Source organism: Trinickia diaoshuihuensis (assembly GCF_003390925.1).
GTDB classification, from domain to species: Bacteria; Pseudomonadota; Gammaproteobacteria; order Burkholderiales; family Burkholderiaceae; genus Trinickia; species Trinickia diaoshuihuensis.
The window spans coordinates 34190-52333 of the sequence record NZ_QUBS01000078.1; the positions used below are offsets into that span (position 1 = coordinate 34190).

Below are 18144 nucleotides of genomic sequence, written 5' to 3' on the forward strand. Positions count from 1 at the left end.
TCGCGGTTAATGGGGCTTGTACCGAACCCGCTCGGGCGGCTGCTTGAACGTCCCGAGCCGTGTCCAGAACGGCATGCCCAGGAAAAACGCGAAGTAAATCAACGCGCAGATCTGAGCAATCAGCGTCGCCGTCGGCGACGGCGGCTTTGTCCCCAAAAACGCCAACGTCAGGAACGCCAGCACGAATACCCCGTAGAGCACCTTGTGGAAGAAGGGCCGGTAGCGGATCGACTTCACCGGGCTACGGTCGAGCCACGGCAAGAAGAACAGCGACACCACCGCCGATCCCATCACCACGACGCCCCAGAACTTCGCTTCGGTGAACGCCATGAACAGAATCATCAGCACGGCCAGAACCGGCAACCCGATACGCCACTTCCCACGGGCCCGGGCAAGCGCCAGCAGCCCAAGCAAGCCGATCACGATCATGAGGACGATCTTGAACGGGTCGGTCGTCGCGCGCAGCATCGCGTAGAACGCGGTGAAGTACCAGACCGGCGCAATTTCAGGCGGCGTCTGCAGCGGATTGGCGGGCACGAAGTTGTTCTGCTCGAGGAAGTAGCCTCCCATCTCCGGCGCGAAGAACAGAATCGCCGCGAAGATCATTAAGAAGACGCACACACCCATGAAGTCGTGCACCGAGTAATACGGGTGGAACGGGATACCGTCGAGCGGTTTGCCGTTCGGATCTTTCTTGGCCTTGATTTCGATGCCGTCCGGATTGTTCGAGCCCACTTCGTGCAACGCGATCAAATGTACGACGACGAGGCCCAGCAGCACGAGCGGAATCGCAATCACATGGAACGCGAAGAAGCGATTGAGCGTGATGTCCGACACCACGTAGTCGCCGCGAATCCAGAGCGACAAATCCGGGCCGACGAACGGGATCGCCGAGAACAAATTCACGATCACCTGCGCGCCCCAGTATGACATCTGCCCCCACGGCAACAGGTAGCCGAAGAACGCCTCGGCCATCAAGCACAGAAAGATCGCGCAGCCGAAAATCCAAACCAGTTCGCGCGGCTTGCGATACGAGCCGTACATGAGGCCGCGGAACATATGAAGATAGACGACGACGAAAAACATAGACGCGCCCGTCGAATGCATATAGCGAATCAGCCAGCCCCAGGGCACCTCGCGCATGATGTATTCGACCGACGAAAATGCAAGCTGCGAGTCGGGCTTGTAGTTCATCGTCAGGAAGATGCCCGTGACGATCTGGTTCACGAGCACGAGCAGCGCCAGCGAACCGAAGAAGTACCAAAAGTTGAAGTTCTTCGGAGCGTAGTACTCCGATAGATGCGCCTTCCACGTCGATGTCATGGGGAAGCGCCGGTCGATCCAGCCGGCTAGCCCCGTCGTCTCCACCTGCTTTTCCGTTGTCGCCATTTACGCCTCTCCTTCTTCGTCTTTGCCGATCACGATCGTCGTCGGCGACGTGAACATGTAGCGGGGAACGTCGAGGTTCTGCGGCGCGGGCTTGTCCTTGAAGACGCGGCCGTCGAGATCGTAGGTGGAACCGTGGCAGGGGCACAGAAAGCCGCCGGGCCAGTTGTCGGGAAGATTGGCTTGAGGGCCGGGGGTGAAACGCGAAGTCGGCGTGCAACCCAGGTGCGTACAGACCGCTACGACGACAAGAATGTTTTTATGGTCCTCGCGCGAGCGGTACTCGTTCTGGCAGTACTTCGGCATCGGCATCGAGAACGGGTTCTTCGAGGTCGGATCGACGACGTCGGCGTCGGCCTTTTTGATGTCGGCCAGCATGTCCGGCGTGCGGTTCAAAATCCAAACCGGCTTGCCGCGCCAGGCCACCGTCATCAACTGACCCGGCTGCAATCCGCTGATGTCCACTTCGACCGGCGCGCCGGCCGCCTTTGCTTTCGCCGATGGCTCTAAAGAGTCCACGAAAGGTACTACGGCGGCCACTCCTCCCACGCCGCCCATTACGGTCGTCGCAATCAGCCAGGTACGGCGGCTGCCGTCGACGCGTTCCTCTTCTTTATCTCGCATCACACGCCCCACTTCTAAGTTGGATTTTTCCGTCACCGCTTTTTGCCACCGCCGCTAGTTTGCGCGAATGGAGTCGGCATTTACAAGAGCCGTCCGACAAAAACCGTGCGAAGCGTTGATTCTTAAGGGTTTCCCCGCATCCGAGATCCGAATTTCCGGTGCTTTTCCCCGGTAAGCATTTCATTTAGTGGCATGCATATTGCGCGGCCGATGACCCGCATCATTCAAAACGCAAAAAATCGACCGTGCAATTGAGGCGTGATTGCCGACAATTGCGGCACTGCGTCACACCGGATTATCGATATCGATAAAGAGATGTTCAATGTCGAAGCGCTCCGACAGGTGGGCCCCCAGCGCTTGAACACCGTAACGCTCCGTCGCATGGTGCCCCGCAGCAAGATAGGCGACGCCGCTTTCGGCCGCGATATGGGTGATTTGCTCCGAGATCTCGCCCGTCAAATAGACATCGGCGCCGGCGTCGATCGCCGCCTCGAACCAGCCTTGCGCGCCGCCCGTACACCACGCGATACGGCGTAGTTCCACATCGGGGTCGCCGAGCATGAGCGGTACGCGCCCGAGCGTTTGCTCCACCTGCGCCGCGAAATGCGCGAGCGTGACCGGCATCGGCAGCGTGGTCATCCAGCCCAGCGAGTCCGGTCCGAAGCGCGCATCGCCGATGAGACCGAGCCGCGCGCCAAGCTGCGCGTTGTTGCCCACTTCGGGGTGATCGTCGAGCGGCAGGTGATAGGCGAACAGGTTGATCTCGTGATCGACGAGTTGTTTGATCCGTCGGTACTTGCGGCCCGTGATCTGCGGCGATTCGTTGCGCCAAAAGTAGCCGTGGTGGACGAGCACGGCGTCGGCCCCCCAATCGGTGGCCGCCTCGAGAAACGCGAGCGAGGCAGTGACGCCCGTCGCGATCTTTTCGATGCGGCGCCTGCCCTCGACTTGCAAGCCGTTCGGGCTGTAGTCCTTGAACCTGCCAATGTCGAGCATGTCGTTCAAGTACAATTCAAGTTCGATCCGATCCATAGAAACCTCGATTCTTCAAATGCTTAGACGCTTCTGGTTGCTCTTCGCCCAAGCGGTGACGGTTCTGCTCGCGGTCCTGTTCATCGTGGTGACGCTCAAGCCGCAATGGCTGCAGCATCAGGGGCAGTTCGGCAAACAGCTTGCCTCTCCGATCGTCGCGCTGCGCGAAGTCGCGCCGGGCGCGGCGGGTTCGGGGCCGGCCACCACCTCGTATGCCGACGCGGCGCAAAAAGCCATGCCGGCCGTCGTGAACGTGTTCTCCGGCAAGGCCGGAGCCACACCGCCCAACCCGCATGCGAAAGATCCGCTGTTTCGGTACTTCTTCGGCAATCCTAAGAATCAACAGCAAGGACAACAGCCCGAGGACGAAACGGCGACGAACCTCGGCTCGGGCGTGATCGTGAGCCCGGAGGGCTACATTCTAACGAACGAACATGTCGTGGATGGGGCGGACGAAATCGAGGTCGCGCTGGCCGACGGCCGCCGCACGAATGCGAAGGTCATCGGCGTCGATCCCGAGACCGATCTGGCCGTGCTGAAAATCACTATGACGAGCCTGCCCTCGATCACGCTCGGCCGCATGGATCAAGTGCGCGTCGGCGATATCGTACTGGCCATCGGCAATCCGTTCGGCGTCGGTCAAACGGTCACGATGGGCATCATCAGCGCGCTCGGGCGCAACCATCTCGGCATCAATACGTTCGAAAACTTCATTCAAACCGACGCCCCGATCAACCCCGGCAATTCGGGCGGCGCGCTCGTCGACGTCAACGGCAATCTGCTCGGCATCAACACGGCGATCTACTCGCGCTCGGGCGGCTCGCTCGGGATCGGCTTCGCGATCCCCGTCTCGACCGCGCGCAGCGTCCTCGAAAGCATCATCACGACGGGCTCGGTCACACGCGGCTGGATCGGCGTGGAGCCGCAGGACATCACGCCGGCCATCGCGCAGTCGTTTGGGCTCGAGCAACGCGGCACGATCGTCGCGGGCGTCTTGCAAGGCGGGCCGGCCGACAAAGCGGGCATCAAACCCGGCGACGTCCTGCTCGACGTCAACGGCGAGGACATTACCGATACGACGCGGTTGCTAAACGTGATCGCGCAGATCAAGCCCGGCACGCAAGCCAAGGTCACGCTGATGCGCAAGAAAAAGGAAATGGACCTCGTCGTGACGATCGGCAAGCGTCCGCCGCCGCCGAAGCAGGCCGACAACAATCAAGACGACGGCAGCGACGCCCAGCCGCAGGAATGAAGGGCCGTACGCCCTTCAGGACAAGCGCGCGGTTAAAAGGGGATAAGGGGATGAGCCTGCGGTTCGAACCGCGGCTCCAACCCGCGCGTTTAACTCGCTGCGCTCTCTTCCTCGGCGACGGGGCTGTCCTTGCCCACGATCAGCCACGCGGCGATGATTCCCGCCTCGTAAAGAATAATCAGGGGTAGCGCGAGAATGAGTTGCGAGAAAACGTCGGGCGGCGTGACGACGGCGGCCACGATAAACGCCCCGACGACCACGTACGGCCGGATGCCGCGCAGCTTCTTGATCGATACCACGCCCATCCGCACGAGCAAGACGACCACGATCGGCACCTCGAATGTCACGCCGAACGCTAAAAACATCGACAGCACGAAACTCAAGTAGTTATCGATATCGGTCGACATCTGCACGTCGAGCGGCGCGTTGTAATGCGCCATGACGCGGAAGATCGTCGGAAACACGACGAAGTAGGCAAAGGCCATCCCGCACAAGAACAGCACATAGCTGCTGCCCACGAGCGGCGCCACGAGCTTCTTCTCGTGCTGGTAGAGCCCCGGCGCCACGAACGCCCAGATCTGGTAGAGCACGATCGGCAACGCGATCACGAGTGCCACCAGCATCGTGACTTTCACGGGCACGAAAAACGAGCCCGTGACGTCGGTCACGATCATGCGCCCGCCTTTCGGCAAGTTCTCCATCAACGGCCGCGCGAGCAACCGGAAGATATCCGTCGCCCAATAGACGAGAGAGAGAAACACGACGATGACGGCGGCACCCGCCTTGATGATGCGGTCGCGCAACTCGACCAGATGCGAGATGAACGACTCTTCTGTGCCTTCGTCTTGTGTTTGCTGGGGGTCGCTCACACCGGCCCTCTTAGTGAAATCGGCGCGCGTTGCGCCGAAAAATCGGAAGTGGGAAGCCGTCAATCATCGGCGCTAAACGCAGCACGCTCATGGACGGCGTCAAAGAAAGCGCCGCTGCTTGCGCAGGCTGGCCGGGGTATGGCGCGCCACGCGCGCGGCGCCCGACTGTACGTGCGTGCGGCGCCCGATCGTGCGTTTGTACCAGACGGGCGTGCCAGAACGCTTCGCGCGCCAGCTCACGCGTTTGGCCATCGGCGGCGCCGTGGTGCGCCATGGCGAACCCGTACCCGCCGTGCCGCCGATACTGCCCGTGCCGCTGGAAGCCGCGTCTTCGGCCGCCCCCGACCCTGCGATACTGGGAGAGACGGAAGTCCCGGACCTAAATGCCTCGTTCAGTTCCGTTTCATGCTTGCGCAGATTGTCGTGGATCGAATTTTCGACATTGCGCGCGGCCGATTCGAAGTCGGTCTTCATCCGGCGAAGCTCGTCGAGTTCGATTTCTCGCGTGACTTCCGCCTTTACGTCGTTGATGTAACGCTGGGCGCGGCCGAACAGCGCGCCGGCCGTGCGCGCGACGCGCGGCAAGCGTTCGGGGCCGAGGACGACCAGCGCCACCACGCCGATCAGCGCCATCTTCGTCAGTCCGAGATCGAGCATGGGGGTGGCCTAATCGTCCGTTATCGTTCGTTGGTGCAAAGAAGGGAGACGCCGCGGCGGCAAGACGGCACGCCCGCGGGTCCCCCTCGCGGACACCGCGCGCCGCACCGGTTGCCCGGGCTTAGCGGTAATCGTCCGAGCGCGATTTTTCCTTGGCGTCGACATCGATCGTATTCGAGCGCGGCAGCTCGCGGCGCTCGGCGTCGCCGGGCGTGGTGCCGGCCGGCGAATCGGCGTCCTTCATGCCCTCTTTGAAGCCTTTCACCGCGCTACCCAAGTCGCTGCCGATGCTGCGCAGACGCTTCGTACCGAACACGAGCGCCACGATCAAAAGCACGATCAACCAGTGCCAAATGCTGAATGAACCCATGAGAATCTCCAGAGCCTCGCCGAAGCGCTATGCGACGGCAAAAATACCGGCCTTGCGACCGTAATCGGAGCGCGAACGCTCGGTGTCGATCGATGCGGCAGCGGGTGCGCCGCTGCCCTAGCCCATCCGCTTCCACGGACGCGGACCGGCGAGGATATGCGCATGCAAGTGATAGACCTCTTGCCCGCCACCCGGCCCCGTATTGATGACCGTGCGAAACCCCGTGTCGCCGCCGGTGTAGGCGCAACCGAGCTCGTCGGCCAGGCGCGCCACCAGAACCATCATTTTACCAAGCAGCGGAGCATCGCTTTCGGTGCAATTGGATAGCGTTTCGATGTGTTTTCGAGGGATAACGAGCACGTGCGTATCGGCTGCCGGGTGGATGTCCTTGAACGCGACGAAGTCTTCGTCCTCGTGAACCTTCGTGCTCGGGATCTGGCCCGAGGCAATCTTGCAAAAAATGCAGTTGTCGTGACTCATGGTCTTCCTGGTGACGAAGCGAATGCGCGGCGCCTTACAACCACGCTCGCGGCTCGAGCGGCTTGTTCTCGTACAAGTACAGCCAGCCCTTCACGATACGGTAAATCATCCAAATTGTGACTGCCGCCAACACGACGAAGCCAATCACGACGAACACGAGGGCTCCACCGATGACGTAGCCGGCCAAGGCGATCCAGAACGAGCGGATCAGCCAGGTCATGTGCGCTTCATACGGCGTGCCCGCCGCATCGTCCCGTTTCAGGTATGCGAGGATGATCGCCACGAGGATCGATAGGCCGCCCGTGAACCAATGCAGCGCGAAGAGCGCATACAGGATATGGGTCAGCGTACGCAAATCGCGTCCCGCCTCGGGACTCCGGTAAAGGACGGGGGTGTCCGGTCGTTGTTCCATCCGCGCTCTCCTTGACTCGTTGCGTGCGGCACTCGCGTTGGGCCGGCCGTCGCTCAGCCGCCGTTTTCCTCGCGCTCGCGGCGCTTGCGCATCGCCTTTTCCTCGATGCCGGACAACCCTTCGCGGCGCTCGAGTTCGGCGATGACGTCTGCGGGGCTCAGATCGTAGTGCGACAGCATGACGAGGCAGTGAAACCAAAGGTCGGCCACTTCGCCGACGAGCGCGGACGGCGCGCCGCCTTGGCGTACATCCTTCGCGGCCAGGACGACTTCGGTCGCTTCCTCGCCGATCTTTTTAAGTACGGCGTCGTCGCCCTTGTGAAATAAGCGCGAGACGTACGACACCTCGGGGTCGCCGCCCTTGCGGCCGTCGATCACGGCGGCCAAGCGCAGCAGCGTGTCTTGCGTCGTCGCGCCGGCGTTGCCCGCAGGGCTCGTTTGCGTGGATTGCGTCATCGGTAGATCTGCTCTGGGTCTTTCAGCACGGGATCGACGGCCACCCAGCCGCCCTCGTCCACCGTACCCTCGAATTTCTGGAAAAAACAGGAGTGACGCCCGGTATGGCAGGCGATGCCCGACACTTGCTCGATCTTGAGCAGCACGACGTCCTCGTCGCAGTCGAGCCGTACCTCGCGCACGTGCTGCACGTGGCCGGACTCCTCGCCCTTGAACCACAAACGCTGGCGCGAGCGCGAGAAATAGACGGCGCGGCCCGTTTCAATCGTCTTGGCCAAGGCCTCGCGATTCATCCAGGCGAACATCAATACGTCGCCTGTCGCGGCTTCCTGGGCGATGACGGGCACGAGCCCGTTCGCGTCCCATTGGACTTTGTCGAGCCAGGGTTGATCGGCGGGAGCGTTCATGTCATTGCCTAACAGGGATGCCGCGCTCGGCCATGAAGCGCTTTGCTTCGCCGACCGTGTGCTCGCCGTAGTGGAAGATGCTCGCGGCCAGCACGGCGTCGGCGCGTCCTTCGACGATGCCGTCGGCCAGATCCTTCAGCGAACCGACGCCGCCCGAGGCGATGACCGGCACCGGCACCGCATCGGACACCGCGCGCGTCAGCGCGAGATCGAACCCGCTTTTCGTGCCGTCGCGGTCCATGCTCGTCAGCAAGATTTCGCCCGCGCCGTATTCGGCCATCTGCTTGGCCCATTGCACGGCGTCGAGCCCCGTCGCCTTGCGCCCGCCATGCGTGAACACCTCCCAGCGCGCAGGCTCGCCCTCGGCGGAGACGCGTTTCGCATCGATCGCGACGACGATGCACTGCGAGCCGTAGCGCAAGGCGGCCTCGCGCACGAGTTCGGGCCGCGCGACGGCCGACGAGTTCATGCTGACCTTGTCCGCCCCGGCATTGAGCAGGCGCCGCACGTCCTCGACGGCGCGCACGCCGCCGCCCACGGTCAGCGGGATGAAAACTTGCGCCGCCACGGCCTCGATGATCGGCAAAATCAGGTCGCGTTGATCGGAGGTGGCCGTGATGTCGAGGAACGTCAGCTCGTCGGCGCCTTGCTCGTCGTAGCGGCGCGCGATCTCGACGGGATCGCCGGCATCGCGCAGCTCCACGAAATTGACGCCTTTGACGACGCGCCCGGCGGTCACGTCCAGACAGGGGATGATGCGTTTAGCTAGAGCCATGATGGTGCAAATGCCGCTAAGTGAGCCGCCTGCTTGCTACGCAGACAGCATAAAGCCGTGGCGGGCTCGGGCCGCCTCGGCCGCGCGCGCCGCCCGGCGTTATGCGCGAGGCATTAGGCGTCGTCGGATTCGCGCAATGCGTCCGCGCGCGTTTGCGCCGCGGCAAAATCGAGATCGCCCGAATAAATCGCGCGCCCGCAGATGACGCCCTCGATGCCTTCGTCCTCGACTTCGCACAGCGCATCGATATCGGCCAGATTCGACAGACCGCCGCTCGCGATCACGGGAATCTTCACCGCGCGCGCGAGCCGCACCGTCGCCTCGATATTGATGCCCTGCAACATGCCGTCGCGGCCGATATCGGTATAGATGATCGATTCGCAGCCGTAGTCCTCGAATTTTTGCGCCAGATCGACGACCTCGTGGCCCGTCAGCTTGCTCCAGCCGTCCGTCGCCACCTTACCGTCTTTCGCGTCGAGCCCGACGATGATGTGGCCGCCGAACGCCGTGCAGGCATCTTGCAAAAAGCCGGGGTTTTTCACGGCGGCCGTGCCGATGATGACGTACGACAGGCCGTCGTCCAGGTAGCGCTCGATCGTTTCGAGATCGCGGATTCCGCCGCCGAGCTGCACGGGGATTTCGTTGCCGACTTCCTCGATGATGGCGCGGATCGCTTCTTCGTTCCTCGGCTTGCCGGCGAACGCACCGTTCAGATCGACCAGATGCAGCCGCCGCGCGCCGCGCTCGACCCAATGCCGGGCCATCGCCGCGGGGTCCTCGGAAAATATGGTCGCTTGGTCCATATCGCCTTGTTTAAGGCGCACACACTGACCGTCCTTGAGGTCGATGGCGGGAATCAGCAGCATAGCAATCGCGTGAAGTCTGGGAGGTTGAATGTCGGCGGCAGCCGGCTTCGGGCGCACTATCGCCCCCGCCGTGTCGCTTAGTTTAGTACAAGTCTTTCGGGGCTCCGCCCGCTCGCCGCCCGGATAGGACAATGGCGCGCGGACGGCCGCATCGCGTTCATGGGTTCCAGTCGACGAAATTGCGGTAGACGCGCAGCCCGGTATCGGCGCTCTTTTCAGGGTGAAACTGCGTCGCGAAGATGTTTCCGCGCGCCACGGCCGACGTGAACGTCGTGCCGTAATCGGTCTCGCCCACCGTATCGTCGCGCTCTTCGGGCACGACGTAATAGCTGTGGACGAAGTAAAAGAACGCACCGTCGGGCACGCCAGCCCAGAGCGGGTGAGCACGCGTTTGCCGCACGCGGTTCCAGCCCATTTGCGGCACTTTGAAGCGCGAGCCGTCGTCCTGCAATTGGCCTTCGAGCGCGAAACGCACCACCTTGCCCGGCAGCAAACCGAGCCCCGGCGTCGAGCCTTCCTCGCTCCAGTCGAACAGCATCTGCTCGCCGACGCATACGCCCATCAGCGGCTTGGCGCGCGAGGCTTCGAGCACCGCTTCTTGCAGTCCCGATTCGCCGAGGCAGCGCATGCAGTCGGGCATCGCCCCTTGGCCGGGCAAGACGATGCGCTCGGCCGCGCGAATCCCTTCGGGACGATCGACGATCGCCACGTCCGCTTCGGGTGCGGCCTTCTTGAGCGCTTGGTACACCGAGCGCAAGTTGCCCATCCCGTAATCCACAATCGCAATCTTTTTCATCGCAAGTTAGGCAAGAGCGCCTTCAATCCGTCGACGATGAACTCCACCGCCAGCGCCGACAACATCAAACCCATCAGCCGCGTGCCGATGTTGATCCCGGTATGGCCGACCCAGCGGGCGATCGGATCGGCGAGCCTGAGCGCGCCGAAGCAGATGACCGCGATGACGGCGCCGATCGCTACGAGCCCGATCCGGTCGTACCAATGCACCGTGTTCGCCGAATAGACGATCACCGTGCTGATCGTGCCGGGGCCCGTCAGCAGCGGGATGGCCAGCGGCACGACCGCGATGCTGTTCTTCGATTCGGCCTCGTCGCGCTCCTCGGGGGTGGCACGCGTATTGCCGATCTGCGCATTGAGCATGTTCACGGCCATCAGCAGCATGATGATGCCGCCGCCCACCTCGAGCGAACCGACTGAAATCCCGAAAAAACTAATGATCTGCTGGCCGAGCAGCGTCGTCACCGCGATCACGCAAAACACCGAAATCGAGGCGATGCGGATCGTGCGCCGGCGCTCGCCGTCGGAATGCTCCGACGTGAGGCTCAGGAAGAACGGCACGGCACCGACGGGATTGATCAGTGCCAGCAATGAAATAAACGATTTGAGAAGATCCATCGCAAGCCGGCGCCGCGTCTTTTAGGCGCGGCAACCGGTCCGTCGGTGAAGGGCCTGCGTTAGAGACTGCCTTTCGTCGACGGAATCTGCCCCGCCGCGCGCTCGTCCAGCTCCACAGCCATGCGCAACGCACGGCCGAATGCCTTGAACACCGTTTCCAACTGATGGTGCGCGTTCAAACCGCGCAAATTATCGACGTGCAGCGTCACGCCCGCGTGATTGACGAAGCCGCGGAAGAACTCGATCGACAAATCGACGTCGAACGTGCCGATCCGCGCACGCGTGAACGGCACATGGAATTCGAGCCCCGGACGCCCGGAGAAGTCGATGACGACGCGCGAGAGCGCCTCGTCGAGCGGCACGTAAGCGTGGCCGTAGCGGCGAATGCCCTTTTTGTCGCCGATGGCCTTGGCCACCGCCATGCCGAGCGTGATGCCGGTGTCTTCGACGGTATGGTGGTCGTCGATATGCAAATCGCCATCCGCCTCGATATCGAGGTCGATCAGCCCATGACGGGCGATTTGATCGAGCATGTGGTCGAGGAACGGCACGCCCGTGGCCAGCTTTTGCCGGCCCGTGCCGTCCAGATCGATCTTGACACGGATCTTCGTTTCGCTGGTATCGCGAACCACTTCCGCTACGCGCATGAAAAACCTCTAAGTAACTATTATTTCAGCGCCTGCTCGAGCGCCGCGAGCATTTGCGCGTTCTCGTTCGGCGCGCCGACCGTCAAACGCAAGCAATTAGCAAGCAATGGGTGCATTTTACCCACGTTTTTGACCAAAACCTTCGCCTTTAGTAGGGCGTTGAACGCCGCGTCCGAATCGGGCACGCGCACGAGCAGGAAGTTGGCGGCGCTCGGAAACACGGAGGTACCCGGCAACGCGGCCAGCGCCGACGCCAATTTGGCCCGCTCGGCCCGCAATTGCGCCGCCTGGCCTTCCAGCACGTCGACGTGATCGAGCATGAATTCGGCCGCGGCCTGCGTGAGCACGTTCACGTTGTACGGCGGGCGAACCTTGTCGAACTCCTTGAGCCAGGCGGGGGCACCGACGAGGTAACCGAGCCGGATCCCGGCCAACCCCAGCTTCGAGACGGTCCGCATGACGACGACGTTGTCGTACCGCAGCACGCGGTCGATCCAGCTCTTCTCGGCGAACGGCTGATACGCCTCGTCGATCACGACCAGGCTACCCCGCGCCGCGGCGATCACGCGCTCGATATCCGTGTCCGGGTATAGCGTGCCCGTCGGATTATTCGGGTAAGCCAGATAGATGATGGCCGGCTTCTGTTCGGCGATGGCGGCGATCATCGCCTCGGTATCGAGCGTCAGATCGGCACGATGCGGCACGCCGATGAAATCGAGGTGCGCGAACTTCGCCGACATTTGATACATGACGAAGCCGGGCACGGGCGCGAGCAGCTTGGCGCCCGGCTTCGCGCAAGCGACGGCGATCATGCTGATCAGCTCGTCCGAGCCGTTGCCGAGCAACACGTCCGCACCGGCCGGCACGCCCATCACAGACTTGAGCTTGTCGATCAGCGCCGCGGGGCGCGGCTCCGGGTAGCGGTTGAGCGCGACGGCGGCCAGCACCTCGCCCAGTTGCCGCGCGAGCGGCGTGGGCAGCGGGAACGGGTTTTCCATCGCGTCGAGCTTCACGAAGCCCGTCGCGTCGGCCACCGCGTAAGTCGTCATGGACAGGACGTCTTGACGAATGATGTCTTCGGGTTTCGTCGTCATGATCAGCCGCCTTGTTTCATCCGGTATTCGGCACTGCGCGCGTGCGCCGGCAGACCTTCGCCGTACGCAAGCTCGGCCGCGATCTCGCCGAGCGTTTGCGCGCCCTCGGCACTGACTTCGATCACGCTCGAGCGCTTGAAGAAGTCGTAGACGCCGAGCGGCGACGAAAAGCGCGCCGTCCGCGACGTCGGCAAGACGTGATTCGGCCCCGCGCAGTAATCGCCGAGGCTCTCGCTCGTATAACGGCCGAGGAAAATCGCGCCCGCGTGGCGGATCTCCTTCGCCCATTGGTGCGGATCGAGCGCCGAAATCTCCAAGTGCTCGGGGGCGATCTGATTGGCGATCGCGCAGGCCTCGGCCATATCGCGCACTTTCACGAGCGCACCGCGGTCGACGAGCGAGCGCTCGATGACGTCGCGCCGCGGCATCGGCGGCAACAGTTCGTTGATCGCATCGTGCACGCGCGCGATGAACGCCTCGTCGGGACACAACAGGATCGATTGGGCCAGCTCGTCGTGTTCGGCCTGGGAGAACAGGTCCATGGCGACCCAGCGCGGGTCCGTCGTACCGTCGCACAGGACGAGGATTTCCGAGGGGCCGGCGATCATATCGATACCGACCGTGCCGAACACGCGCCGCTTGGCGGCCGCGACGTAGGCATTGCCGGGGCCGCAGATCTTATCGACGGCCGGCAGCGTTTGCGTGCCGTACGCGAGGGCGCCCACGGCCTGCGCGCCGCCGATCGTAAAGACGCGATCGACGCCCCCGAGCAAGGCCGCCGCCAGCACGAGCGGATTGCGCACGCCGTCGGGCGTCGGCACGACCATCACGATCTCGCGCACGCCGGCCACGCGCGCCGGAATGGCGTTCATCAGCACCGACGACGGATACGCCGCCTTGCCGCCCGGCACATAGATGCCGGCGCGATCGAGCGGCGTCACCTTCTGGCCCAGCACGGTGCCGTCGGCTTCCGTGTACTGCCAGCTATGGCTGCCGCATTCGATCTTTTGTTTCTCGTGATAGGCCCGCACGCGCGCCGCCGCGGCTTCCAGCGCCGCGCGCCGCTTCGGTTCGAGCGCATCGAGCGCCGCTTCGAGTTCGCTCGTCGGCAATTCGAGCGCCGCGACGCTCGTGGCCGAAAGACGGTCGAAGCGGTTCGTGTATTCGAGGACGGCCGCGTCGCCGCGCGTTTTGACGTCGGCCAGGATCTGCGCGACCGAGCGTTCGATCGCTTCGTCCTCGCTCGCCTCGAAGGCAAGCACGGCGGCGAGTTGCGCCGAGAAGTCCTCGGCGCTCGAATCGAGTTTGCGAATCGTCAGTGACATGCTGGTATCCGTTTCGGTAATGCGCGTGCCGGGCGAGACGCGCGAGCCACGCGCGACAAACCCGGTCCGCGTCAGGCGCCGGCTTGCGCGCCCTGCGACGCCTGCCCGAACGCATCGAGCAAAGGCGCCAACGCCGCGCGCTTCAATTTCAGCGCCGCCTGGTTCACGACGAGGCGCGAGGAGATCTGCATGATTTCCTCCACCTCGACAAGATCGTTCGCCCGCAGCGTGCCGCCCGAGCTGACCAAGTCGACGATCGCATCGGCCAAGCCGACGAGCGGCGCCAGCTCCATCGAGCCGTACAGCTTGATCAAATCGACGTGCACGCCCTTCGCCGCGAAATGCTCGCGCGCGGTCTGCACATACTTGGTCGCGACGCGCAAACGCGCGCCCTGCCGCACCGCATTGGCGTAATCGAAACCGGCCTTCACGGCCACCGACATCCGGCAGCGCGCGATATTCAGATCGATCGGCTGATACAAACCCGAGCCGCCGTGCTCGAGCAGCACATCCTTACCCGCCACGCCAAAATCGGCTGCGCCGTATTCGACGTAGGTCGGCACATCGGTCGCCCGCACGATGATGACGCGCAAGTTCGGCGCGCTCGTGGGCAGAATCAGCTTGCGCGACGTTTCGGGATCCTCGGTCACGTGCACGCCGGCCGCCGCGAGCAGCGGCATCGTCTCCTCGAAGATCCGGCCCTTGGAGAGCGCGAGCGTCAGGGGCGTCGTGTCGGCGGTACTCATGCGTGATTCTCCGATGCGGGGGCGCGGCGATCCGATACGCGGCGCACGCGTGCGCCGATCGCCGTCAGCTTGGCTTCCATGCGGTCGTAGCCGCGGTCGAGGTGGTAAATGCGATCGACGAGCGTTTCGCCCTCGGCCGTGAGCCCGGCGATGACGAGACTCGCCGACGCGCGCAGATCCGTCGCCATCACCGTCGCGCCCGACAGGCGCGACACGCCCGTGACGAGCGCCGTGTTGCCGTCGATCGTGATACTGGCGCCGAGCCGGTTCAATTCCTGGACGTGCATGAAGCGGTTCTCGAAAATCGTCTCGACGACCTGCGACGTGCCCTCGGCGATCGCGTTCAGCGCCATGAACTGCGCTTGCATGTCGGTCGGAAACGCCGGGTATTCCGACGTGCGGAAAGACACGGCTTTCGGCCGCCCCGCCATACGCACGCGGATCCAATCGTCGCCCTCTTCGATCGTCACGCCGGCCTCGCGCAGTTTCATCGTGACGGCCTCGAGCGTGATCGGGCGCACGCCGCGCAACGTGACGTCGCCGCCGGCCGCGGCCACCGCGCACAAGAACGTGCCCGCTTCGATGCGATCCGGGATCACCGCGTGATCGGCCCCGTGCAGCGCCTGAACGCCTTGGATCACGAGCCGATCGGTGCCGATGCCCTCGATCTTCGCGCCCATGTTCACGAGCAACTGGGCAAGGTCGCCCACTTCGGGCTCGCGCGCCGCGTTTTCGAGCACCGTCTCGCCGTCGGCCAAAACGGCCGCCATCAGCAAGTTCTCGGTGCCGGTAACGGTGATCATATCCGTCATGATGCGCGCGCCCTTGAGGCGCTTGGCGCGCGCTTCGATATAGCCGTGCTCGATGCTGATCTCGGCGCCCATCGCTTGCAAGCCCTTGATGTGCTGATCGACGGGACGCGCGCCGATCGCGCAGCCGCCCGGCAGCGACACCTTCGCATGCCCGAAGCGCGCAACGAGCGGACCGAGCGCGAGAATCGAGGCGCGCATCGTCTTGACGAGCTCGTAAGGTGCGACGGGATTGTCGACACCGGCCGCGTCGAGCGTGAGCGTCGCACCCGCGCGCGACTCGCGCACGCCCATCTGCGCGAGCAGTTTAAGCGTGGTGCGCACGTCCTGCAGGTCGGGCACGTTTTGGAGGTGCAGCGGATCGGCCGTCAATAGGCTGGCGCAAAGAATCGGCAGCGCCGCGTTCTTCGCGCCCGAAATGCCGACTTCGCCGGCGAGCGGCCGGCCGCCTTCGATCACGAGCTTGTCCATGCTGATTTGCCCCGTTCGGGCCTCCGTGGCGGCGCCGCTTCCGGCATCGCGTGAATCTGGTGTAATGCGCACTCTCGGGAATCTCTCGTTATCCGTTCTGCCATTCCGCCGGCGTGAGCGTCTTCATGCTCAGCGCGTGGATTTCTTGCCGCATGCGCTCGCCGAGCGCCGCGTAGACGAGTTGATGGCGGGCGATCAACCGCTTGCCTTCGAACGCATCGGAGACGATCGTCGCAAAAAAGTGCTGACCGTCGCCTTCCACCTCGAGGTGCCGGCAGGCGAGGCCCGCTTCGATGTATTGCTTGACTTGTTCCGGGGTCGGCAACATGTGCACGCTCCTTTCCGATTCAATAGCGCAGCTTGTAGCCTGACGCGAGCAAACGCATCGCGATCGCGGCGATCAGCGCGAAAAATCCGCTCACGATGACGAGGCTCGCGAGCGGGTCGATATCGGACAAGCCGAAAAAACCGTAGCGAAAGCCGTCGATCATGTAGAAAAACGGGTTTAGCCGCGACACATGGCGCCAGATGTCCGGCAGCGTATGCGTCGAATAGAACACGCCCGAGAGGAACGTGAGCGGCATGATCAAAAAGTTTTGAAACGCCGCCAACTGATCGAACTTCTCGGCCAAGATCCCCGCGATGAGCCCGAGCGTGCCGAGAATCGCGGCGCCGAGCACCGCGAACACGACGATGTAGGCCGCCGCCGCGAACTTCACGGGGATGAACCAAACCGTCACGACGAATACTCCTAGCCCAACCGCGAGCCCGCGCACGACCGACGCGAGCACGTAGGCGCCGAACATCTCCCAATAGGTGAGCGGCGGCAGCAGCACGAACACGAGGTTGCCCGTGATCTTCGATTGAATCAGCGACGACGAGCTATTCGCGAACGCGTTCTGCAACACGCTCATCATGACGAGGCCCGGGATCAGGAAGCTCGTATATTCGACACCCGGATAAACCTCGACGTGTCCGCGCAGCGCATGCCCAAAAATCGTCAAATACAGTAGCGCCGTAATGACGGGCGCCAGCACCGTTTGGAACGAGACCTTCCAAAAGCGCAGGATTTCTTTGTAGAACAAAGTCCGGAAGCCGCTCATGCCAGACCCTCGAGCACTTCGGGCGCGTTCATCAATTGAACGAAAACGTCTTCGAGATCGGCTTTGCGCACATCGATTTCCTCGAACGTACAGCCCGCCGCGCGGCATTGCGCGAGGATGCGCTCCACGTCGTCGTAGCTCGACAAACGCAGCAGATGCTGACGCGCACCCGGCGCGGACGGCTCGATCTCCAAGGCGCGCAATTCCGTCGGCAACACGCCTTGCGCGAAGCGCACCGCGAGTTGCATCCCGGCGAAGCGCTGCAACAGCGCGCTCGTGCGGTCGAGCGCCACCACCTCGCCGCGCCGCAGCATCGCGATGCGGTCGCACAGCGATTCGGCTTCTTCGAGATAGTGCGTCGTCAACACGATCGTATGACCTTCTCGATTGAGCCGCGAGATGAATTTCCACAGCGTTTGGCGCAACTCGACATCGACGCCGGCCGTGGGCTCGTCGAGCACGATCACGGGCGGCCGGTGCACGAGCGCCTGCGCGACGAGCACGCGCCGCTTCATGCCGCCCGACAGCGCGCGCATGTTCGCGTCGGCCTTCTCGGTCAAATCGAGATTGGCCATGACCTCGTCGATCCAATCGTCGTTGTGATGAAGCCCGTAATAGCCCGATTGGATACGCAACGTTTCGCGAACCGAAAAGAACGGATCGAACACGAGTTCTTGCGGCACCACGCCGAGGGCCCGCCGCGCCTGCCGGAAATCGGAGACGACGTCATGACCCCGGACGAGAACGGTGCCTTCGTCGGCGCGCGCGAGCCCCGCGAGAATGCTGATGAGGGTCGTCTTGCCCGCGCCATTGGGGCCGAGCAGGCCGAAGAACTCGCCCTCCTCGACCGTCAAGCTGACGCCCTTGAGCGCTTGCAGCGCCTTATAGCGCTTCTTGACGTTGCGGATTTCTATCGCTGACATGGGTGTGCGCGGCCTTTACCGGCGGCGC

The 18144-nt window shown here is 63.3% G+C and carries 23 protein-coding genes; 1 reads left to right on the forward strand and 22 read right to left on the reverse strand.

All coding sequences use genetic code 11. The features are described from left to right. Window positions 1–6 precede the first annotated feature (6 nt). The 3 genes from DXT59_RS16685 to DXT59_RS16695 all read right to left on the reverse strand — a co-directional run bounded on the left by DXT59_RS16685 (window position 7) and on the right by DXT59_RS16695 (window position 3042). Complete coding sequence (locus tag DXT59_RS16685) at window positions 7–1389, reverse strand: cytochrome b (RefSeq protein WP_116137995.1); 1383 nt, start codon at window positions 1387–1389, stop codon at window positions 7–9. Continuing rightward, on the reverse strand, window positions 1390–2010 hold the full coding sequence (petA, locus tag DXT59_RS16690; RefSeq protein WP_116137996.1) for a ubiquinol-cytochrome c reductase iron-sulfur subunit: 621 nt from the start codon (window positions 2008–2010) through the stop codon (window positions 1390–1392). It abuts the gene before it with no gap. A 285-nt stretch (window positions 2011–2295) separates the two neighbouring features. Next, window positions 2296–3042, reverse strand: coding sequence for a Nif3-like dinuclear metal center hexameric protein (locus tag DXT59_RS16695; protein WP_116137997.1), 747 nt, complete (start codon window positions 3040–3042; stop codon window positions 2296–2298). 19 nt (window positions 3043–3061) lie between these two features. Between DXT59_RS16695 and DXT59_RS16700 the strand changes: the two genes are divergently transcribed. Then, window positions 3062–4294 (forward strand): Do family serine endopeptidase, encoded by a 1233-nt coding sequence (locus DXT59_RS16700; RefSeq protein ID WP_116137998.1) that lies wholly within the window; start codon window positions 3062–3064, stop codon window positions 4292–4294. 89 nt (window positions 4295–4383) lie between these two features. Here DXT59_RS16700 and tatC read toward each other — a convergent pair whose 3' ends face one another. From tatC to DXT59_RS16795, 19 genes are all read right to left on the reverse strand, one after another. Continuing rightward, entirely contained in the window at window positions 4384–5163 is a 780-nt protein-coding gene (gene tatC / locus DXT59_RS16705) for a twin-arginine translocase subunit TatC (RefSeq protein ID WP_116137999.1), read from the reverse strand. A 99-nt stretch (window positions 5164–5262) separates the two neighbouring features. After that, entirely contained in the window at window positions 5263–5820 is a 558-nt protein-coding gene (tatB, locus tag DXT59_RS16710; protein ID WP_116138000.1) for a Sec-independent protein translocase protein TatB, read from the reverse strand. A 121-nt stretch (window positions 5821–5941) separates the two neighbouring features. After that, window positions 5942–6190 (reverse strand): Sec-independent protein translocase subunit TatA, encoded by a 249-nt coding sequence (tatA, locus tag DXT59_RS16715; protein ID WP_116138001.1) that lies wholly within the window; start codon window positions 6188–6190, stop codon window positions 5942–5944. Window positions 6191–6307: 117 nt separating this feature from the next. Further along, window positions 6308–6670, reverse strand: coding sequence for a histidine triad nucleotide-binding protein (locus DXT59_RS16720; RefSeq protein ID WP_116138002.1), 363 nt, complete (start codon window positions 6668–6670; stop codon window positions 6308–6310). A gap of 34 nt (window positions 6671–6704) precedes the next feature. Next, window positions 6705–7082: a DUF4870 family protein gene (locus DXT59_RS16725; RefSeq protein ID WP_116138003.1), complete on the reverse strand. Its 378-nt coding sequence runs from the start codon at window positions 7080–7082 to the stop codon at window positions 6705–6707. Window positions 7083–7135: 53 nt separating this feature from the next. Further along, window positions 7136–7537, reverse strand: coding sequence for a phosphoribosyl-ATP diphosphatase (locus DXT59_RS16730; RefSeq protein WP_116138004.1), 402 nt, complete (start codon window positions 7535–7537; stop codon window positions 7136–7138). Continuing rightward, the gene (gene hisI, locus DXT59_RS16735) at window positions 7534–7944 is read right to left on the reverse strand and encodes a phosphoribosyl-AMP cyclohydrolase (RefSeq protein WP_116138005.1); all 411 of its coding nucleotides are present in this window, start codon (window positions 7942–7944) and stop codon (window positions 7534–7536) included. The genes DXT59_RS16730 and hisI overlap by 4 nt, the downstream gene beginning before the upstream one ends. A gap of 1 nt (window position 7945) precedes the next feature. Next, window positions 7946–8719: an imidazole glycerol phosphate synthase subunit HisF gene (gene hisF / locus DXT59_RS16740; protein ID WP_116138006.1), complete on the reverse strand. Its 774-nt coding sequence runs from the start codon at window positions 8717–8719 to the stop codon at window positions 7946–7948. Window positions 8720–8832: 113 nt separating this feature from the next. Further along, entirely contained in the window at window positions 8833–9585 is a 753-nt protein-coding gene (gene hisA / locus DXT59_RS16745) for a 1-(5-phosphoribosyl)-5-[(5-phosphoribosylamino)methylideneamino]imidazole-4-carboxamide isomerase (protein ID WP_116138007.1), read from the reverse strand. A gap of 157 nt (window positions 9586–9742) precedes the next feature. After that, window positions 9743–10381: an imidazole glycerol phosphate synthase subunit HisH gene (gene hisH / locus DXT59_RS16750; RefSeq protein ID WP_116138008.1), complete on the reverse strand. Its 639-nt coding sequence runs from the start codon at window positions 10379–10381 to the stop codon at window positions 9743–9745. Then, the gene (locus tag DXT59_RS16755; RefSeq protein WP_116138009.1) at window positions 10378–10998 is read right to left on the reverse strand and encodes a MarC family protein; all 621 of its coding nucleotides are present in this window, start codon (window positions 10996–10998) and stop codon (window positions 10378–10380) included. The genes hisH and DXT59_RS16755 overlap by 4 nt, the downstream gene beginning before the upstream one ends. Before the next feature lie 59 nt (window positions 10999–11057). Continuing rightward, entirely contained in the window at window positions 11058–11645 is a 588-nt protein-coding gene (gene hisB / locus DXT59_RS16760; RefSeq protein WP_116138010.1) for an imidazoleglycerol-phosphate dehydratase HisB, read from the reverse strand. Window positions 11646–11665: 20 nt separating this feature from the next. Continuing rightward, on the reverse strand, window positions 11666–12739 hold the full coding sequence (gene hisC, locus DXT59_RS16765; RefSeq protein ID WP_116138011.1) for a histidinol-phosphate transaminase: 1074 nt from the start codon (window positions 12737–12739) through the stop codon (window positions 11666–11668). A 2-nt stretch (window positions 12740–12741) separates the two neighbouring features. Continuing rightward, the gene (gene hisD, locus DXT59_RS16770; RefSeq protein WP_116138012.1) at window positions 12742–14064 is read right to left on the reverse strand and encodes a histidinol dehydrogenase; all 1323 of its coding nucleotides are present in this window, start codon (window positions 14062–14064) and stop codon (window positions 12742–12744) included. Between the two features lie 71 nt (window positions 14065–14135). Beyond that, window positions 14136–14810, reverse strand: coding sequence for an ATP phosphoribosyltransferase (hisG, locus tag DXT59_RS16775; protein WP_116138013.1), 675 nt, complete (start codon window positions 14808–14810; stop codon window positions 14136–14138). Beyond that, window positions 14807–16090, reverse strand: coding sequence for a UDP-N-acetylglucosamine 1-carboxyvinyltransferase (gene murA, locus DXT59_RS16780; RefSeq protein ID WP_116138014.1), 1284 nt, complete (start codon window positions 16088–16090; stop codon window positions 14807–14809). Before murA ends, hisG begins: the two co-directional genes overlap by 4 nt. Before the next feature lie 88 nt (window positions 16091–16178). Then, window positions 16179–16418, reverse strand: coding sequence for a BolA family protein (locus DXT59_RS16785; RefSeq protein WP_102645166.1), 240 nt, complete (start codon window positions 16416–16418; stop codon window positions 16179–16181). A 19-nt stretch (window positions 16419–16437) separates the two neighbouring features. Then, window positions 16438–17193 carry an ABC transporter permease gene (locus DXT59_RS16790; protein WP_116138015.1) on the reverse strand — a complete coding sequence of 252 codons (756 nt, stop codon included), beginning with the start codon at window positions 17191–17193 and terminating at the stop codon, window positions 16438–16440. Further along, window positions 17190–18116 (reverse strand): ABC transporter ATP-binding protein, encoded by a 927-nt coding sequence (locus DXT59_RS16795; protein ID WP_116138016.1) that lies wholly within the window; start codon window positions 18114–18116, stop codon window positions 17190–17192. The genes DXT59_RS16790 and DXT59_RS16795 overlap by 4 nt, the downstream gene beginning before the upstream one ends. Window positions 18117–18144: the final 28 nt, after the last annotated feature.

What these genes read in the sequence shown, in the direction of transcription:
- hisD (WP_116138012.1), bottom strand. Translation starts at nt 14,064, where the DNA reads ATGTCACTGACGATTCGCAAACTCGATTCGAGCGCCGAGGACTTCTCG.
- DXT59_RS16725 (WP_116138003.1), bottom strand. Translation starts at nt 7,082, where the DNA reads ATGGAACAACGACCGGACACCCCCGTCCTTTACCGGAGTCCCGAGGCG.
- hisB (WP_116138010.1), bottom strand. Translation starts at nt 11,645, where the DNA reads ATGCGCGTAGCGGAAGTGGTTCGCGATACCAGCGAAACGAAGATCCGT.
- DXT59_RS16785 (WP_102645166.1), bottom strand. Translation starts at nt 16,418, where the DNA reads ATGTTGCCGACCCCGGAACAAGTCAAGCAATACATCGAAGCGGGCCTC.
- hisG (WP_116138013.1), bottom strand. Translation starts at nt 14,810, where the DNA reads ATGAGTACCGCCGACACGACGCCCCTGACGCTCGCGCTCTCCAAGGGC.
- DXT59_RS16695 (WP_116137997.1), bottom strand. Translation starts at nt 3,042, where the DNA reads ATGGATCGGATCGAACTTGAATTGTACTTGAACGACATGCTCGACATT.
- hisF (WP_116138006.1), bottom strand. Translation starts at nt 8,719, where the DNA reads ATGGCTCTAGCTAAACGCATCATCCCCTGTCTGGACGTGACCGCCGGG.
- hisC (WP_116138011.1), bottom strand. Translation starts at nt 12,739, where the DNA reads ATGACGACGAAACCCGAAGACATCATTCGTCAAGACGTCCTGTCCATG.
- DXT59_RS16685 (WP_116137995.1), bottom strand. Translation starts at nt 1,389, where the DNA reads ATGGCGACAACGGAAAAGCAGGTGGAGACGACGGGGCTAGCCGGCTGG.
- hisH (WP_116138008.1), bottom strand. Translation starts at nt 10,381, where the DNA reads ATGAAAAAGATTGCGATTGTGGATTACGGGATGGGCAACTTGCGCTCG.
- tatB (WP_116138000.1), bottom strand. Translation starts at nt 5,820, where the DNA reads ATGCTCGATCTCGGACTGACGAAGATGGCGCTGATCGGCGTGGTGGCG.
- DXT59_RS16755 (WP_116138009.1), bottom strand. Translation starts at nt 10,998, where the DNA reads ATGGATCTTCTCAAATCGTTTATTTCATTGCTGGCACTGATCAATCCC.
- DXT59_RS16730 (WP_116138004.1), bottom strand. Translation starts at nt 7,537, where the DNA reads ATGACGCAATCCACGCAAACGAGCCCTGCGGGCAACGCCGGCGCGACG.
- tatA (WP_116138001.1), bottom strand. Translation starts at nt 6,190, where the DNA reads ATGGGTTCATTCAGCATTTGGCACTGGTTGATCGTGCTTTTGATCGTG.
- DXT59_RS16790 (WP_116138015.1), bottom strand. Translation starts at nt 17,193, where the DNA reads ATGAGCGGCTTCCGGACTTTGTTCTACAAAGAAATCCTGCGCTTTTGG.
- hisI (WP_116138005.1), bottom strand. Translation starts at nt 7,944, where the DNA reads ATGAACGCTCCCGCCGATCAACCCTGGCTCGACAAAGTCCAATGGGAC.
- DXT59_RS16700 (WP_116137998.1), top strand. Translation starts at nt 3,062, where the DNA reads ATGCTTAGACGCTTCTGGTTGCTCTTCGCCCAAGCGGTGACGGTTCTG.
- petA (WP_116137996.1), bottom strand. Translation starts at nt 2,010, where the DNA reads ATGCGAGATAAAGAAGAGGAACGCGTCGACGGCAGCCGCCGTACCTGG.
- DXT59_RS16720 (WP_116138002.1), bottom strand. Translation starts at nt 6,670, where the DNA reads ATGAGTCACGACAACTGCATTTTTTGCAAGATTGCCTCGGGCCAGATC.
- hisA (WP_116138007.1), bottom strand. Translation starts at nt 9,585, where the DNA reads ATGCTGCTGATTCCCGCCATCGACCTCAAGGACGGTCAGTGTGTGCGC.
- DXT59_RS16795 (WP_116138016.1), bottom strand. Translation starts at nt 18,116, where the DNA reads ATGTCAGCGATAGAAATCCGCAACGTCAAGAAGCGCTATAAGGCGCTG.
- murA (WP_116138014.1), bottom strand. Translation starts at nt 16,090, where the DNA reads ATGGACAAGCTCGTGATCGAAGGCGGCCGGCCGCTCGCCGGCGAAGTC.